Origin of the sequence: Coprococcus phoceensis (genome assembly GCF_900104635.1) — a bacterium.
Lineage (GTDB): Bacteria > Bacillota > Clostridia > Lachnospirales > Lachnospiraceae > Faecalimonas > Faecalimonas phoceensis.
Genome location: NZ_FNWC01000007.1, coordinates 2,584,860 through 2,602,299 on the forward strand (window position 1 = coordinate 2,584,860; position 17,440 = coordinate 2,602,299).

Consider the following 17,440-nt stretch of genomic DNA (forward strand, 5'->3'; position numbering starts at 1 on the left):
CCACTCCTTTTTATCCGTTACTCCATACGTCGTCTGCCGCCTGCAAAATATGCAGCTGCTCCTCCGATAAGAAATGCTCCTCCTGTCACCCAATAAACAATCATCAGCCGGTTGGTCGTGCCGTAGATTTCCAAAACGCCCTGCAGCAGACAACCGACAGTCAATGCTGCAATCCCAAACTGCCATAAGCTTCGAGAAACTTTCCCGGGAATCTTCCACTGAAAATACCCCATCAGGAAAAATAACAATGCTCCGCCCACCAGAGGAATCATGAATGCGTATAACATATAATAGGAAAATACACTGTGACTGAACAATTCATAGACTGCTCCGAACAGAGCGCAGAACAGAGCTGCCATAAAATATTGTAATCCTGTTTTAATAGCCGATGTAGACAATGTCACTCACGCTCCTCTCCTGAATACTTTTCCCATTTGTGGTCGGTTGATTGATGACCTCGCCGTTAAAGTACATTGTGGAAGATCCGCCGCCATCCAGATTATAAGCTGTTTTTACCCCGAGGGAATCCATAAATTCCGCCAGTTCTAAAAGTGACAATCCCTCACTTTCTTCTGTTCGCCCATCTGAAACTACAAACACATAATGTAAATCATCAATCATTCCAATCGCAGTCCTCGGATTGCTCGCCATCGCTTTTCCGACTTCATCGGACTCCGTCACCGCAATCTCACCATCTGTGATCAGCGCCGGACCAAAAGAAAGTACTTCCTTCGCCCCTTCTTCCAGCAATTCTTCTGCCGTCACCTCATCTTCCGAGATAATTTTCATTGTCCCATCTTCATAGATTACCAGATCTTGCTGGTCTGTTTTTGCCGTATCCCGATACAATACGCCATCACGGATCACATATCCCTTCTCCTGTGCTCCATAATAGTCTCCGTTGATTGCCAAAATCGCGCCCGCATCTTGTGCCATCTCAGATGTTTTCTCTGTCACATTTCGCCCATAACTGCTCTGCGCGAATGCTGTCTGCAAATATTCCGGTGAGGAGAGCACAACATCTGCCACATAAACGGTGGTGTCATTTTCCCGATATTCTGTCAGCGTAATCTGTACGTTGTCCCTGTCGAAACAGCTTCCTGCTGCTCATTTTCCGTATCATTATCACTTTTGTTTTCCTTTTTATCATTGGCAACGACATAGACTTTTGTAAGCAGAAATGTATCCATGAGCATATATCCGGTAAATGCAATCAAAATGACACTGCTAATCATTCCCCACCAATGAAAATGACACTGCTAATCATTCCCCACCAATGTTTTTTGAATCGATGCATACTATTCCTCCTTCTTTTGAAAGATAAAATGACTTTGTATAAACCAGCTTGCAAAGAAAAATATAAATTCGGTACACAGTTTACCGACATAATGGTTCATTCCGATTGCATTGACCAGTATCTCCAGCATAATTGTGTTTCCCACCAGAATTCCAACTGCAAGTGTAAAATACTTCAGCGCCGATCTCACCGGATTTTCTTTGCTTTGAAACACCATATTGCGATTGACCATATAATTAAATACTGCGCTTACTATTCTTGCCCCTATGTTTGAAAAGGCTACCGCACCACCATTTGCAAATCCGGTCGCTGTTATCGCAGTCAACAGGCTGTACATTCCGTAATCAATCAAAAAGCTTCCAAACGACGCCGCTGAGAATTTCAGAATTTCCTTGTAGATGCGATAAGAATCTTTTAGTGTATCAAAATGGGAAGACGAATTATTATCTAAATACACCGTCTCAATCGCGACCTCTTTGATTGGAATATGGCATCCTGAGCATTCTAACAGCACATTCATTTCATATTCATAGCGTTCTCCCACGATTCCCAAAAACTTTGGAATCAGTACTCCTTCAAAAGCTCGAAGTCCTGTCTGCGTGTCATATACCCGAATTTTTGTAAAAAACTGATAGACCAGACGAGTCACTGTGTTGCCGAATCTGCTCCGCAGTGGAATATCGCCCTTCATTTTCCTGCTTCCAAGTATCAAACAGCCTGCATGATTTTCTGCTTCTTTGCAGACTCTTTCCACATCATTTGGCTTGTGTTGACCATCTGCATCTACTGTAACTACAACACAGTCTGCCGAAAACTTCGAATAAATATAATCCAGTCCGGTCTTCAATGCCCGTCCTTTTCCCCGATTCTCATTATGTTTCAGAATGACTGCATTTTTCGCAGCCATTCGAAACACCTCTTCCTTCTCGGGTGAACTTTCATCATCTACCACAACAATTTGAAATCTCGTATCTTTGATCTCCTGCACCAGCTGTGCCATATCCGAATTTGGCTGATAAGCCGGTATCAAAGCAACTCGTCTGTTTTGCATTTCTATCACCTTCCTTCTTTATTATGATTATTAACTTTTTTCCGGAGGCGTTCCCATGTTTCCGCCGTCTCCCGAGCCTTTGCCCGTTCCATTGCCGTCATCTGGTTTCTGTCCCATATCTCCACCGTTTCCCGGACCTCCGCCATTTCCTGGGTTGCCTCCCATTCCACTTCCTGAGCCATAGACAATACTGTCCATCGTAATCTGTGTCGTATCGCTTCCTGTTGTTAACGTATACTCCTGTCCTGTTGTAATTTCCGGACAGCTGATGATAACAGAAGTGTATTCTTTCTCCGGAGTCCATGACACAAGTTCATTTCCGCTGCTGTCAGAAAGAGAAACCGCACTTCCTGCAGCCTGAGAATTCACTGTGACCATCATAACTCCCTGTGTAGAAGAATCTCCGAAATTCTCCGCCATTCCGGATGAACCGGCAGCAATAAAGATTCCTCCCGTGACTGTTCCTGTTCCGTTGTAATCCAACGCACTGTTTCCATCATTTGTCGGACCTGACACATAAGTTTCACCGCCTGTAATATCAATGCTGAGCCCTTCAATTCCCTCATAACTTTCTGTAATATCAATAGTTCCTCCGGAAATGGTTGTCGCTGAATCTGCATGAATTCCGTCATCACCGGAAGCAAGTGTAAATTCCCCATCACTGATTGTGATATTTGCATTGGAATGAATCGTGTCATCCGCGCTGTCCAAAGAATACTTTCCGCCTTTCAGAATCAATTCTCCTGCCGCCTTGATCGCTTTCATGCTGACAGTGTCTTCCTCTGTCGTATCGGTACTCTCTGTCTGCTGTCCAGGTCCAAACTGCCATTCTCCGTCACTTTTCTGGACATTTTCACTGCCGCCTCCTGCTTTGACCGTGTAGACACCACCATCTGCCTGAAGCCAGTTTCCTGCGCTGATTCCATCCCCGTCAGATGTGATATCAAACGTTCCGTCTGCCAGATAGACAAATCCAAGGCTGGTGTCATCTGCATTTTCCGCATGAATTCCATCTTTTCCGGATACAATTGTATAACTTCCGCTGGCGATGCGGACACTGTCTTTTCCGGATAGTCCATGTGATGCCGCGTCAATCTGATATGTTCCGCTGGTAAGTACAAGATCATCCTTTGACACGACACCGTGTCCCGCCTTTGCTGTAATTGTCAGAGAACCGGCGCCGTTTAACGTCAGATCTGATTTTGAAAAAATCGCAGCGTCGATATTGTTGTCGTCAATTGCAGTGTAGGTACCTCCATTCGTGAGTGTATTTTGGGAATCACTCGCCGTCGTGATAAACACCTTATCTGCCTCACGTACATAAATGGCTGCAGATTCTGCACTTGTAATATCCACTCCATCTAACACAAGCTGGACTTTATCGGTATCTTCCGCATCCACGATCACCATACCATCGGTCAGCGTTCCTGAGAGAATATAAGTTCCCTCGTCGATGATTGTCACTGTATTTCCTGATATCTGAACCGCATCGGAATCACATGTCGTACTATCATCGGAAAGTTTGATCACTGTACTGTTTTCTTCATCATATCCAATCTCTTTATCTCTGTCTGAAAACATGTTTGAGACATCGATGCCTTGTGCTGATGAATCCGTGCTCGTACTGCCAGATGATGTTTCGTTGCTGTTATTTGTCTTGCTGCATCCGGAAAGAACCAGTGCTCCAGTCAGTAAAAATGCTAATACTACCTTTCTTTTCATATGCATCCCTCCTATAGTTCACCAATAATTGTCTCCTGTTTTGATACGGAAATCTCAAGGTTTCCATTTCTGCACCGAAGTGCGTCAATCAATGCCTTTTCTTCCTCCGCATTTTTTAATGTAATATTATATGTAAGCTTAAACAAACTTCCCATGTTGGTTGTCTTTACCTGCACCACCTCATACGTTTTTGTATATTGTTTTAAGATTTTGTCAAATACACCTGTGTAGTCCAAATTTTCCGGAATTGTAATATGTAATGTCTTATATAATGCAGCTTTTTTCCCTGCTCCAAAATCCACCTTATTATATAGTAAGGTCACTCCTCCTAAAATCACTGCAACGAGAAATGCATATCCAAGATATCCCATTCCTGCTACCAGACCGGTTCCCATTGCAAGGAAAATAGCTCCAATCTCTTTTGCGGATCCCGGTACCGACCGGAAACGAACCAGACTGAATGCCCCTGCCACCGCAACTCCGGCTCCGACATTTCCATTTACCATCATGATGACAACACAGACAATCGCCGGCAGTACCGCAAGTGTTGCAACAAAACTCTTTGTATATCGTGTCACATACATATAGGCTCCTGCCAAAATTAATCCAATCACCAGCGCACATCCTACACAAAGCAGAAAATCCGGCACCGCAATCACCGTTGTCATATCCGTATCAAAAATCCCCTGAAACATATTATTAAGCATATTGAACTCCTCTCTGTACTTTTTCATCCATCATCTGCTGATATGCAGTTCCGTATTTCGAAAAAGATGTTTTAAATAATGTATTTTTTGTAAGTGTCTCGCTCATCCAAAGTGGTATCCCACCCGATGTCTTGATCTCCATCAGTGTCTGATTCTCTCCTAATATCGGTGTGCCATATATCTTACTTCCAAGTGAAATATCTTCCTCCCGATAAAGGATATTTTCATCAAATATCACTCGAAAATCGCTTCCATCCAGCGCATAGTACGCTTCTCTTTCATAGGTAAGAAATACAGTCGGATGAAGCGTTTCATAATAATCCCAGAAATATGCAATCTCCTCCCCGATCTGTGAATGAATCGGAAGTGGTTTTCCGTGTTCAAAGCACTTCATCACCTGTGCCTCCGGCAATACCAATCTTCGTTTGTAGACAACCGATTTATATTTCTTCTTTAATTCTACAAACACCGGATCGTCCGGTCCTGCCGGCTGATAGCTGCGGACACGTAATTTTTCTTTATAAACCGGTTTTTCCAAAGAATGACGAATCAGCCGGTATGTGTCTGTATCGAAATAAATATTTCAGATAGTTGTTCGCCCATAATCATCCAGCTTCATATGTTCTGCCATACTTTTCAACACATTTTGCTTTTCCTGCCGTGTCAGCAGATATTTTAATTCATAACGTTTAAAAGTCGCTTGATAAGCCATAATCATTACTCCTCTCTCATTTCGTTAAACATACTATACGCAACGAACCTTAAACAAACTTAAAAATATTTAACTTCTTTTTTTAAATACTTTTACAGACAAAAAAGAGCCTGTCTGCATTTTTGCAAACAAACTCTCGTTTTATGAAATCGGAAATATAACTGTGATCAACAAGGATTTTTCATCTTCCGTTGTCGCTGTAATCTTCCCTCTATGTGCTTCCACTGTAGCGGCTGCAATGGAAAGTCCCAGTCCATATCCTCCTGTCTCGGAATTTCTTGACCTGTCTGTTCGATAGAATCGATCAAACAAATGCTCCATATGCTCTTTGGAAATCTGTTCTGTCGTGTTAAATACAGACAAACGAATCCGTTTTTTCTGCTTTTCCAATGTCACACATATACGTCCATTCTCCTTTGCGTATTTCACTGCATTGTCCAAAAGAATGGTGATCAGGCGTCGGATAGCCTTCTCATCTCCTTTCATTGCAATCATTGGTGTGATATTACTCTCCAATACCTTATTTTGTGTCTTTGCCAGCGCCTGAAATGTCCCGACAGTCTCTTCCGCTACATCCGACAACGGAAAATCCACCATCAATTCTTTCGTCCGCTCCTCTTCCATTCTAGATAACAAAATCAGGTTATTTGTAAGGTCTGCAAGGCGCCTTGTCTGGCTTTGGATATCACTCAACCACTCATTTTCTCCAAAATCCATCTCCAATACTTCCGCATCCGCATCTATGATCGTGAGCGGTGTCTTCAACTCGTGTCCGGCATCTGTGATAAAACGTTTCTGCTTTTCATAGTTTTCCGAAAACGGCTTTACAATCCGTGCCGACAGAAATATCATCAGGATAAGTACTGCCAAAAGACCGGCGGTGGAGACCACGACTGCTGTGACAATAAAATTCTGAAACGTAGAAAGATTTCTGCTGCAATCCAGAAAAATCACTCTCACTTCGGAATCGGAATTCACTACAACATATCGATACCCCTCCAAAAATCCTCGTTCTTTTCCACTCTTTAAGACTTGTTTCGCATACTCTACCGCATCAGAAGTATCAATTCTGGCAATCTTTCCTGTATCTGTTGTGAGCACTTCCCCTTCACTGTCAAGCAGTACCGAAAAATATCTGGATTCATATGGAAGCTCAGATGACATTCTGCCCTCTTTCTTTTTTTCACTTGGCTTCTCAGGCGGTGGAACATCCGGAAATTTTCCGTTATTTTCTTCTAAAATCTCCAACGTCTGATCTGTCTCCGCAACAATTCTATTGTAGTTCAACGCTCCCGCAATTCCTTCTATAATCAGCAATACTGCCAACAATGACATCATAGATGCAATGATCAATTTCATACGCAGTTTCTTTATCATTTGACTTCCTCCAAAGAATACCCCACATTTCTTGTTGCCTTAATCTGAATATTGGCATGCAGCGCAGTCAGTTTCTTTCTTAGATAAGAAATATAGACCCATACTACATTCACCTCCGCTTCACTGTCATATCCCCAGATTTTCTCCATAAACCGTTCTGCGGAAATCAAGTGACTCGGATTGCTCATCATCAATTCCAGCATTTGAAACTCTTTATTTGCCAGCCGAAAGCTTCCCGCCGGTGTGGAAAGCTCAAAAGTCGCTCGGTCTAACGTGCCATTTCCAATCTGAAGCTTGGAATCTGCCTGTGCTGTCTGGGTTCTTGTCATCGCCCGTATCCGCGCAAGCAATTCTTTTGAATGAAAAGGTTTCGCCAGGTAATCATTTGCTCCGGCATCCAGCCCCGCCACCTTATCATCAACCTCTGACTTTGCCGTCAACAGTAAGACAGGAATCAGATTTCCACGATTTCGAATCGTCTTTAATACCGTAATGCCATCTACTTTCGGCATCATAATATCCAAAATCACACCATCGTAATTGTCTGCATCCAGATATTCCAAAGCCTCCTCACCGTCATAGACCGCATCTACGGAATAATTATTTCTTTCTAAAATTGCTGTAAGTGCCTTTGATAATGGTTTTTCATCCTCTGCAAGCAATAAACGCATCACTCATTCCTCCTCTTTTGTTTCATGATAGCAAGAATATAATATGTCAACCTTAAATGAAGTTTAAAGATGTTCATTTTCCAAATCAATACCGAACTACAAAATGTCAATATGCTCTCCATTCAGCGCCTTGTTCATACTTCTGACCGCACAGAATTTCCCGCACATCGAACAGCTCTCCTCGATTTCCGGCTTTCTCTCATCGCGAATGCGCTTTGCCGTCTCGGGATCAATGGCACACTCCCACTGTTTCTCCCAATCGAATGTTCTTCTTGCATCTGCCATCTGATCGTCCAGATCTCTTGCATGCGGGATATGCTTTGCAATGTCCGCCGCATGAGCTGCGATCTTGGAGGCTATGATCCCCTGTTTGACATCTTCCACATTAGGAAGAGCCAAATGTTCAGCCGGCGTGACATAACAAAGGAACGCCGCCCCCGCTGATGCAGCAATCGCGCCACCGATCGCTGAAGTGATATGATCATATCCAGGCGCGATATCCGTCACAAGCGGTCCCAGTACATAAAACGGCGCCCCCATACAGATTGTCTGCTGCAGCTTCATGTTCGCCTCAATCTGATCAAGCGGCATATGTCCCGGTCCTTCTACCATCACCTGAACGTCTTTTTCCCACGCACGTTTCGTCAACTCTCCCAGACGAACCAGCTCCTCGATCTGGCAAACATCACTCGCATCTGCAAGGCATCCCGGACGACAAGCATCTCCAAGCGAGATTGTCACATCATACTCCCTGCAGATCTCCAGAATTTCATCATAATATTCGTAAAATGGATTTTCTTCTCCGGTCATACTCATCCATGCAAACACAAGAGAACCTCCACGCGAAACAATATTCATTTTCCTTTTATGCTTTTTGATCTGCTCAATCGTCTTTCTTGTAATTCCGCAATGAAGTGTCACAAAATCCACACCGTCCTGCGCATGAAGCCGGATGACATCAATAAAATCTTTTGCGCTCAATGTTGAAAGATCTCTCTGGTAGTGAATGACACTGTCATAAACCGGAACCGTTCCAATCATCGCCGGACATTCACTTGTAAGTTTTCTTCTAAATGGCTGTGTGTCTCCGTGAGAAGACAGATCCATGATCGCCTCAGCTCCCATATTAACCGCCGCCATCACTTTTTCCATCTCTACGTCATAATCCTTGCAGTCTTTTGACACGCCAAGATTGACATTGATCTTTGTGCGAAGCGCAGAACCTACTCCGTTTGGGTCAAGACAAGTATGTCGTTTATTGGCACAGATTGCCACCTGTCCTTTTGCAACGAGATCACGTATTTCCTCCTCTGTCCGAAACTCCTTTTCCGCAACAATTTCCATCTCTTTTGTGATAATTCCTTTTCTTGCTGCTTCCATCTGTGTATGGTACATCTTAATTTTCCTCCTTCACAAATTTTCCTTGTAAATCAAATCCATGGTTCATCGAACCACTTCCTTTTCCCAGATCAAGCATCGCCTCCAATGCGCCGGAAATATATTCCTTTGCCCTCTGTATCGCTGTCTCCAGCGAAAATCCTTTCGCAAGATTGGATGCAATCGCACTGGATAGCGTACAGCCCGTTCCGTGTGTATTCGGATTCTCAATCCGCTTTCCCTCAAACCACCGAACAGCTCCTTCCCTATAGAAAAGATCGCTTGCATCATTTAAATTATGTCCGCCCTTCAGCAATACCGAGCAGAGATATCTGTCACCGATTTTTTTAGCTGCCACAATCATATCTTCCCGAGTTGTAATCTTCATATCCGCTAAAATCTCTGCCTCCGGAATATTGGGTGTAACAAGTGTCGCTAACGGTAGCAATTCACACTCCAACGTATGAACCGCATCATTTTTTAACAACTTAGAACCGCTCGTCGCAACCATAACCGGATCCACAACGATATTGTCTGCCCCATATTTTTTCAGGCAGCCTGCAATCGTACTGATTAGTTCACTGCTTGCAACCATGCCGATCTTCACCGCATCCGGTCGAATATCTTCAAATACCGCCTGAATCTGCTTTTCCAAAAACTCTGGCGGCACTTCCATGATTCCTGTCACTTTGGTTGTATTCTGAGCAGTCAATGCAGTTACCGCACTCATCCCAAATACACCGTTCATGATCATCGTCTTCAAATCCGCCTGAATACCGGCTCCTCCACTGGAATCACTTCCTGCAATTGTCAATGCTGTTTTCATTCTCTCTTCACCTCACACGATTCTTTCTATTTGTTTTAATAGTCCCCGACACCCCTGCTCAATATCTTCCGCTGCAAAAACTGCCGACACGAGCGCCACTCCTGCGATGCCGCTGCCTGCAAGCGCTTCTATATTCTGTTTTCCGATGCCGCCGATTGCGACAACCGGAATGTTCACACTCTCACAGATCTCCTTCAATATCGCATGGGAAATTTCTTTTGCATCGGTCTTGGTACTCGTTTGAAATACGGCTCCCACGCCGAGATAATCTGCTCCGGCGCGCTCTGCCTGCACCGCCTGTTCCACCGTCCTTGCTGACACTCCAAGAATCATTTTGGGTCCAAGTATCTCCCGTGCTCTCCCCGCTTCCATATCTTTTTGTCCCAAATGCACTCCTGCTGCTTTGCATTGTTTCGCAATCTCTACATGATCATTGATAATCAGCGGAACCTGATAGGTCTCACACAGCTTTTGCATCTCCATCGCCTCCCGCAAAAATGCTTCCTCATCAAGGTTTTTCTCCCGCAGCTGTATGCAGGTTGCACCTCCGCAAATTGCCGCCTCCACCTGCTCGATCAAGGACTTTTTCTTTGTCCACGCACGGTCTGTTACCGCATATAATCGCATCATCTCCGGTCTACATCTCATTACTTTTCTCTCCATCTTCATTTACTTTTTCTACTCGAGCCAAGCGCTCAAGCTTCTTTCCATCCAACCGATAAACTGCATCAGTCAGGTAATTACGATAAGATGCATTTCCATCCAGATCACTCATACGTTCATACGCCAGCTCTCCACAAACTCCAATCGCACTGACCGCCGCTGTCACCGCCTCCAGTGTATGCTTCGGATTCGCAGCCACATACGCCGCAGTCAGCGCTGAGAGCTGGCATCCTACTCCGGTGACTGTTTGCATCATTGAATGTCCGTTTTGAATCCAATATGCTTTTCTTCCATCCGATACAATGTCGTTCTTTCCCGTTGCCGCCACAACCGCACCACTTTTTTCTGCAAATGCAGTTACCATTTTTACGTTCTGATACAGATTCTTCTCCCCCATCAGATCTGCAGGCTCTGCGTCTACCCCTCTTGTGCCACACACTCCACACATCAACGTCCGAATCTCTGAGAGATTTCCACGAATGACAGTAAATCTGACTTCTTTTAACAGCTCGGATACTGCTTCTCTTCGAAATGCCGATGCGCCGACTCCAACCGGATCTAAGACAACCGGAATATGAAGTGCATTTGCCCGCTTTCCGGCTTTTTTCATTGCCTCTATCTTCTGTCTGTTCGGCATCCCCATATTCAAGACAAGCCCATCACACATTGCCGTGATCTCTTCCACTTCCTCGATTGCTTCTGCCATAATCGGAGAGGCTCCGCAGGCGAGCAGAATGTTCGCACAGTCATTGATCGACACCCGGTTTGTCATATTATGTATCAAAGGTGCATGTTTTCTCACCTGATCTGACATTAATTCTAACATGTTTCCATTCTCCCTATTTTTTAGCTGCCATACGGAGCACTCCTGCTTTTTTCAGCATCTGGATCAGAATGCCCGCCAATATTGCTCCCCCTGCTGTAGATACAAAAAACGGAAGTACATATGCATAAAATGCAACTTCGCCTGCTGACACACCCATGACAAGAACTGCCAACGGATATGCACAGAGTCCTCCAAGGATCGCTGTTCCAAATACCTCTCCAAGCAGTGTCAATAATAAGTTCTTGCTCTTCCAGTACACAACTCCACAGAGCAGCGCCCCAAACATGCTTCCCGGAAATGCCAAAATACTTCCAAGCGCTAATAAGTTACGAATCAAACTTGCGCAAAATGCAACTCCAACTCCGTATCCAGGTCCTAACAATACCGCACAGAGCACATTTACCATATGCTGTACCGGGGCACATTTGCTCCCAAATACCGGAACGGACAGTGTGCTTCCGACCACTGCCACGGCACATAAAATTCCTGCCATACATAATTTTTTCGTCTGTTCTCTTTTCATCTTCTCTACTTCCTTTCTGCCACAAAAAAACGGAGATACCTAATACGATATCTCCGAAAAAATCAGCAATTATGATTTCCTACGGCGGCATTATCCGCATCAGGTTAAAGGGTCGAAGTTGATTACTTCCTCTCAGCCTGCCAATACAAGCTCCCCTATGTTTTTGTTTTTCTTAGTTTAACACTCTCGATTTCGATTGTCAATGACTCTTGACAGGTACGCCCGAAGGTGTATAATATGATTATAGAAGAACAACCGTTCAAAGTGGTTGGCCTCTAAATGAGAATTAAAATTCCACCCTAGTCCGCCAAGACTTTTTATAGGGTGGTTTTTTATGCACTAATTACTTATCAAGTAAATAAAAGTCAATAGTGATAGTATGAACATACCAAATTGCATCAAATCTTTGAAATCAAAATGTTTGTTGTCCATTAGCATCACCTCCCGTATGTAAATGAGAGGTCAGTCTACCCTGTTCACGATTGTTCTGTAAATTATCTTATCATATTTTTATCCGCGTATCAATTAAAATTCCACCCTATTTCCCTCTCACCAGCTCCTGCTCTATCGTCTTTCCTGTCTCTAAAATCACCTGTTTCAACTCTTCCAACAGACCCGCATCTTTCGCTTCCAGTTTCTTCCTTGTCTCATGTTCCAGCACAATGCCTGCACCGTCTTTCAAAGCTCCCTCAAAAGCGGTTCGATCCATTTTATAAGGCTTCAACTCTGGGAATACATTCTTTTTGATGAACTGAAAAATACTGATTCCGCCGTAATCCATATCTCCCCAGTGTAAAAACTCGCAGTCTGCGTCAGCAAGCTCCGGGATTTTCTTTAAAAATCTCACTTCTTTTGGCGTGAAATACCCATGACAATAAATGTACAACGTTTCTTCTGAGAAAATCATACTCTCGTAATTTGCCTTATTTTCAATTGTCATAATCCGTTTGCATCCGGAAAGGTCTGTCACGCTGGCGTGTTCCATCGTCTGAGAATTAATCACTGTTCCATAAGTGTTTTCGTCTGTATCCACAACATTACCATTATCCAACCTATATTCAAGACAGCCTTTCCACTCCAGTGTCTGCGCATAGGAGTGGATATTATGTGCTGCCAGAAGCGTCTCTGCGTCTATTTCCTCCTCGTAGTACGGAGAACAATTTTTCAAAATCGTAACAATGCTGTTCTTATATTCATTCTGAAATGTCTTCGAATTGTGGAACACTCTGGCGCTGAACACACGCTCCCAAATAAATTCCTGTTGTGCTGCCACTGCGTTCAGACACAAAAACAATTTCTCATCTTCTGCTTCTGAGACTTTTTTGCCAAGTGTAAGCCTGCTCAAAAGCGTATCATAATAGTTTTCCACCCACTCACACTCGCTGACCTTATTTTTCCACATTTGTACCCGTGTTATCAACTCCGCTTGGTGTTCCCGAACATCTTTCACACCAAGCTTTCTGCAAAGCAATGGAATTGCGGCAACCTCATAATCAATCTGTGAGATGTCACTTCCTAAATTACACCACCGAAATTGAATCATCCCGCTTTTGCCAAGTGCCTCATCCTGTTCAAGCACTCTTGCCTGACGGATAAGGTTTTGCATCCTACCGACCGCATCAATCAGTTTTTGGTCTACTTTCGGATGTTTCTTCCCTGCAAGTTTTCCTGCACGATATGCTTCGGTATCATTCTGTTCGATGAGCCACTGTGACAGCGTCACTGTTTTCTTCTTCATCTGCTTCTCCCTCTATCATCCGCAAATATGCCCCTTTGTCAATATGAATCATCGAAATCCGATTGTTGGCTCTTCGGAATGCGTACACGCAGTCCACGTTCTGTACAAGTGACTGCAGTCTCTCATCCGGCACACACACGACAAGCTGGAGTCCCAGTTTGCGCGCATATGCAAGGCATACTTCGCTTCGCTCCTTATCCATCTTGGAAAATGCTTCATCCAAAAGTACAAGACGTATTTTGGTGTCACGGTTTGTCTGTTGATGATAGAGCATAGCAAATCCCGCCAGCAGCGCCACATATTTCGGATTCTGTCCTTCTCCTCCGGAATCACGCCCCGCCATATCATCCACGTAATTCTTTTTTATATTTCCGTCCTGATCCTCGGTCTGCTCGTACATGCTGAATTTCAAATACGTGCGGTAATCCGCATATTTTTCCATATCTCGTTTATGTCTTTCTCTCGCAGAAGGCTCGTCCTCCTTCGGCGGCATGAATTTGTCAGTCAGGCGCTTAATCTGCGCCTCGTATTTTTGATAAAAGGCATCCTCACCAAAACTTAACTGTCCTTCCATGTCTCGGTCGATCACTTTCATGTTCAGTTCCTCCGCCGTCAGCATCTCATAAAACTGTCGGTTTTCATCGTCAGTCGGCAAAATGTCAATCTGATAAATACTGTCGGAAAAACGGATTTCAGAAAGCATCGCATTGATCTCTCGGCGGTGTCGTTTCGCTTCTTTAATCTCACTGTTGATTGTCGCAATCACATTTTCCCGCAGCATCTGATAGATAAGCTGATACTGTTTGTCAAACTCCGCCTTATACTTCGGCTCAAAATTCTGCTTACAGTTTTCCAACAACTCATCATAGGCGGTATTATCTTTCTCGAACGGACTGAAATCATACGATGGAAATGCTTTATTGAATTGCTCTCTCGCATCTCCTCTTTGTTTGAATTCCTCTTCTTCCTGTGAGCGCAGCTGTTCGAATGTCTTTTTCTGCTCTCTCTCAAAACGGTATTCATTTCCTTTGTCAATGACCGCAAGAACGGTCTCTTTCAGTTCTGCATTCGGGACAAATCCTTCCTCAAGCTTCTCCAGGTATTCTGTGCGTTCCTTTATATCCTGTTCCTGCTTTCCTTTTGTCGCCGAATAATTTGTCACCTCTTTCTGTACCCCATTTTTCTCTTGTTCCAGCTTTCGAATGGACTCATTCAGACTCTGTTCCTGTTTCTGAAGCTCTGCAACTCTTGTACCTGCCTGAAGTTCTCGGATTTCCTCCGACAGACGCGCCTCTTCTTCGTAGTACTCTTTCAGCCGGCTTGCCGCATTAGATTTCTGCAGCATGGTCTCGTAATCATATGTCTGCAGACGCTCAAAATCCTCCGCTTGCTCAAGCTCTGAGATTTCCCCGCCAAGACGAATCAGTTCCACATTCAGCCTGTATACGCCTTCCTCCAGTTCCTGCATCTGCTTTTTGGAAACCTTTCTGCCGATTGTCTGATATCTGTAATCTTTCTCCCGCAAATGTCGGAACATGTAATTGCTGTATGAATAGCAATCCTGAGTAACACCGTCTTTGACCTCATGCAGTTCTTCCACGGTCTCACATTTTTTGATATGTCCAAGATAACGTTTCAGGCAAAAATCTACATATGGAATGTCCGTCTTTACCGCATCATACAGCGTCTCATCCATCGCCTGCGGCTCATCCCGCTGTATTGCTGCCGTGTTGATCAAATCCACCGTCTCGTATTCTCGCTTCTTCATTCCCCGGAAAATATTCGCTGCATCTAAAGCATATCTTGGCTCCACAATAAGACCGTATTTGATTCTTCCAAGTCTTCCCTCAATTGCATTTCGCCATGCCTCGTCTGTAATGTCGAACAAATCTGCAAACACTTCAACCGATATGGTTCTGCCGTATCTTGCTGACAATTCTTCCTGCAGTTTTCTCCTGACCACTTTCACTTCTTTGGAATAATGCTTTTTGTCATTTTGTAAATCCTCAAGCATCTCCTTCTGTTCCTGATAGTCCGCTTCCACACGTCGTCGCTCTGCCTTCAGCTCTTCCACCTCAGATTTGATACTCTCATACGTTTCCTTCAGTCGCTTTTTCAGTCCGTTCACATTCTCTTCTGTGATATTTCTCTCTTCGATTTCTTCCAGAAGATTGCAAAGCGGGTTACTGACATACTCGCAGACCCCGTCTGTCTCATTCCAACGATTCAGTCGCTTGAGCAATTCTCCCCACTCTCTTGCCTCATTTCCGCACAGACGGATTGTCTCCTGCAATTTTGTAAGGTCTTCTTTCTTTTTCTCAAAATCACTGGCACGAAGTTCCGTGCGCACCCCAATCAGTTCTTCTCGTTTTCCATTCAATGTCATCTCGAGATCTTTTATCTGTTCTTCGAATTGCGCGATTTTCTCACATGTATTTGAGAACTCCTCCGTCTTTGACAAAAGTTGTACCCGCCTGTTTTCAATCTCCAAAATCCGTAAAAGCGTTTCTGTCTTTACCTGCTCTGCCTTTGCAAGCGTAAGCTTTCTGTCATGTGCCTGCACCTCCTCTAAAAGGGTAATCTGTTTTTCCAAATCTTCGACCCGCTCTTTTATCTCCCGGTAAGCCGCAAGCTGTTCACTGATCGCAGTGATCGTATCTTCCTTGCTCTTCGGAAACATATAGTCTTTGATAAACTGACTCGTTCCCTTTGTCATGCGAAGCGCGATCGCACTTTTTTGCATTGTTTTAAACCGACCTGCATCTACGTACCCGAAAATAATATCATTTACGATGTTCAGATACGCTTCTCTGGACGGATAGATCCGGTTGATATTTCCTCTGCTTTTCGCATCTTCTGACTGTTCTCTTTCATGGACCAGTTTCTGAATCTGTGCAATTGAATACGGAATTCCAGACACAGTAACATACTCATCTTCCGGAATTTTTCCGGCATGGCTGAAAAAACGGAACCGTTTCAGGTCCATATCATTTTTTCCGACTTCGAAAACTGCTCCGATACATGTGTAACTTTTCCGCCCTGTATCCTGTATCTCCAAGACAATATGGGCATAAAAATCCTGATTCTCACGGTTCGCCGTACCATCTTTTTGCTCTCCGCGCAAATAGCTTAACACACTTCTTTTATTGGCGCTGTCATCTGCCGCTCTGTTGAGGAAATCATTTCCGACACTTCCATATAGCACGACCTGCATGGCATCCATCACAGATGATTTTCCGGAACCGCTTTTTCCGCTGAACAGATTCACATATTCATTCAGACAAAGTACCTGATGGTCAATTCCGCCCCAGTTATTCATCAAAATTCGTGTAAATATCTTCTTTGCCTGCTTCATCCTCTGCATTCTCCTCTCTGTACGCCTCAATCAGCTCGTTAATCAACGCCGAACTGCAATATAAATTAATCGTGCTGTAAATATAAATCGGTGTATCGTCCTCAAGATCACGAAGCGCCCCCGGATACTCCACAATCTGATGTTTTTTCATAATCGCCAAAGCGCTCTTCCATTCACCGTCCGGAAGTTTCTGATTCAAAAGATTCGTATTCTTCCCGTACTCTCTGATTTCTTCTAAATTTGTCACCGTCGCAGCAAGTCCCTTTCCCATGATCTTATCCCGATAGATCATCTTTATGAGCAGAACAATAATCGTTGTCTCCTTCGACAGGACCTCCGCCTCCACGCCTTCTCCGACAAGCCTGAAAATGCGCTCCTGTGAATCATACAGCAATTCACATCCGAGAACCGAAAGATAGTTTTCAATAAAGTTGCGATGTGTTCTGCATATTGCAAACTGCTCGTTGTCACTTGGGACCAGTGTAACCGGGTCATATTTTTCCTGCAAAATACACGTCTGGCGAAACAGACTCAAGATAGTCTTCTTTAATTTTTCTGCTTCCGTCACAGATAAACTTTCTAAATATTGTTCCAT

At 44.0% G+C, this 17,440-nt stretch carries 18 protein-coding genes and 1 riboswitch; all 18 genes read right to left on the reverse strand.

What is annotated here, in order from left to right:
• Positions 1 to 17 precede the first annotated feature (17 nt).
• On the reverse strand, positions 18 to 404 hold the full coding sequence (locus BQ5364_RS15925; protein ID WP_083382889.1) for a hypothetical protein: 387 nt from the start codon (positions 402 to 404) through the stop codon (positions 18 to 20).
• Positions 379 to 1,029, reverse strand: coding sequence for a phosphodiester glycosidase family protein (locus BQ5364_RS15930; RefSeq protein ID WP_318253668.1), 651 nt, complete (start codon positions 1,027 to 1,029; stop codon positions 379 to 381). Before BQ5364_RS15930 ends, BQ5364_RS15925 begins: the two co-directional genes overlap by 26 nt.
• A gap of 32 nt (positions 1,030 to 1,061) precedes the next feature.
• Complete coding sequence (locus tag BQ5364_RS18530) at positions 1,062 to 1,235, reverse strand: hypothetical protein (protein ID WP_159431703.1); 174 nt, start codon at positions 1,233 to 1,235, stop codon at positions 1,062 to 1,064.
• Between the two features lie 63 nt (positions 1,236 to 1,298).
• Positions 1,299 to 2,348: a bifunctional glycosyltransferase family 2/GtrA family protein gene (locus BQ5364_RS15935; RefSeq protein WP_071144624.1), complete on the reverse strand. Its 1,050-nt coding sequence runs from the start codon at positions 2,346 to 2,348 to the stop codon at positions 1,299 to 1,301.
• A 30-nt stretch (positions 2,349 to 2,378) separates the two neighbouring features.
• Positions 2,379 to 4,070, reverse strand: a complete 1,692-nt coding sequence (locus tag BQ5364_RS15940) for a carbohydrate-binding domain-containing protein (RefSeq protein ID WP_071144625.1) — start codon at positions 4,068 to 4,070, stop codon at positions 2,379 to 2,381.
• An 11-nt stretch (positions 4,071 to 4,081) separates the two neighbouring features.
• Positions 4,082 to 4,777, reverse strand: a complete 696-nt coding sequence (locus BQ5364_RS15945; protein ID WP_022250173.1) for a DUF4956 domain-containing protein — start codon at positions 4,775 to 4,777, stop codon at positions 4,082 to 4,084.
• Positions 4,770 to 5,357 carry a VTC domain-containing protein gene (locus BQ5364_RS15950; protein ID WP_330673606.1) on the reverse strand — a complete coding sequence of 196 codons (588 nt, stop codon included), beginning with the start codon at positions 5,355 to 5,357 and terminating at the stop codon, positions 4,770 to 4,772. The genes BQ5364_RS15945 and BQ5364_RS15950 overlap by 8 nt, the downstream gene beginning before the upstream one ends.
• Positions 5,358 to 5,360: 3 nt before the next feature.
• Positions 5,361 to 5,489: a hypothetical protein gene (locus BQ5364_RS18750; RefSeq protein ID WP_022250175.1), complete on the reverse strand. Its 129-nt coding sequence runs from the start codon at positions 5,487 to 5,489 to the stop codon at positions 5,361 to 5,363.
• 141 nt (positions 5,490 to 5,630) lie between these two features.
• Positions 5,631 to 6,866 (reverse strand): sensor histidine kinase, encoded by a 1,236-nt coding sequence (locus BQ5364_RS15955; RefSeq protein WP_004611777.1) that lies wholly within the window; start codon positions 6,864 to 6,866, stop codon positions 5,631 to 5,633.
• Positions 6,863 to 7,537, reverse strand: coding sequence for a response regulator transcription factor (locus tag BQ5364_RS15960; protein ID WP_004611776.1), 675 nt, complete (start codon positions 7,535 to 7,537; stop codon positions 6,863 to 6,865). The genes BQ5364_RS15955 and BQ5364_RS15960 overlap by 4 nt, the downstream gene beginning before the upstream one ends.
• A gap of 96 nt (positions 7,538 to 7,633) precedes the next feature.
• A complete protein-coding gene (thiC, locus tag BQ5364_RS15965; protein WP_004611775.1) occupies positions 7,634 to 8,932 on the reverse strand; it encodes a phosphomethylpyrimidine synthase ThiC in 1,299 nt (432 codons plus the stop codon).
• A gap of 1 nt (position 8,933) precedes the next feature.
• Positions 8,934 to 9,740 carry a bifunctional hydroxymethylpyrimidine kinase/phosphomethylpyrimidine kinase gene (gene thiD / locus BQ5364_RS15970; RefSeq protein ID WP_071144626.1) on the reverse strand — a complete coding sequence of 269 codons (807 nt, stop codon included), beginning with the start codon at positions 9,738 to 9,740 and terminating at the stop codon, positions 8,934 to 8,936.
• Between the two features lie 12 nt (positions 9,741 to 9,752).
• On the reverse strand, positions 9,753 to 10,409 hold the full coding sequence (gene thiE, locus BQ5364_RS15975; protein ID WP_235837187.1) for a thiamine phosphate synthase: 657 nt from the start codon (positions 10,407 to 10,409) through the stop codon (positions 9,753 to 9,755).
• Positions 10,378 to 11,229 (reverse strand): hydroxyethylthiazole kinase, encoded by an 852-nt coding sequence (gene thiM / locus BQ5364_RS15980; RefSeq protein ID WP_071144628.1) that lies wholly within the window; start codon positions 11,227 to 11,229, stop codon positions 10,378 to 10,380. Before thiM ends, thiE begins: the two co-directional genes overlap by 32 nt.
• A 13-nt stretch (positions 11,230 to 11,242) precedes the next feature.
• Positions 11,243 to 11,752, reverse strand: coding sequence for an energy coupling factor transporter S component ThiW (gene thiW / locus BQ5364_RS15985; protein WP_071144629.1), 510 nt, complete (start codon positions 11,750 to 11,752; stop codon positions 11,243 to 11,245).
• A gap of 59 nt (positions 11,753 to 11,811) precedes the next feature.
• Positions 11,812 to 11,919, reverse strand: a riboswitch (TPP riboswitch).
• A gap of 371 nt (positions 11,920 to 12,290) precedes the next feature.
• A complete protein-coding gene (locus BQ5364_RS15990; protein ID WP_071144630.1) occupies positions 12,291 to 13,490 on the reverse strand; it encodes a Wadjet anti-phage system protein JetD domain-containing protein in 1,200 nt (399 codons plus the stop codon).
• A complete protein-coding gene (locus BQ5364_RS15995) occupies positions 13,441 to 16,845 on the reverse strand; it encodes an SbcC/MukB-like Walker B domain-containing protein (RefSeq protein ID WP_071144631.1) in 3,405 nt (1,134 codons plus the stop codon). Before BQ5364_RS15995 ends, BQ5364_RS15990 begins: the two co-directional genes overlap by 50 nt.
• On the reverse strand, positions 16,802 to 17,440 hold the full coding sequence (locus BQ5364_RS16000) for a DUF4194 domain-containing protein (RefSeq protein ID WP_004611768.1): 639 nt from the start codon (positions 17,438 to 17,440) through the stop codon (positions 16,802 to 16,804). Before BQ5364_RS16000 ends, BQ5364_RS15995 begins: the two co-directional genes overlap by 44 nt.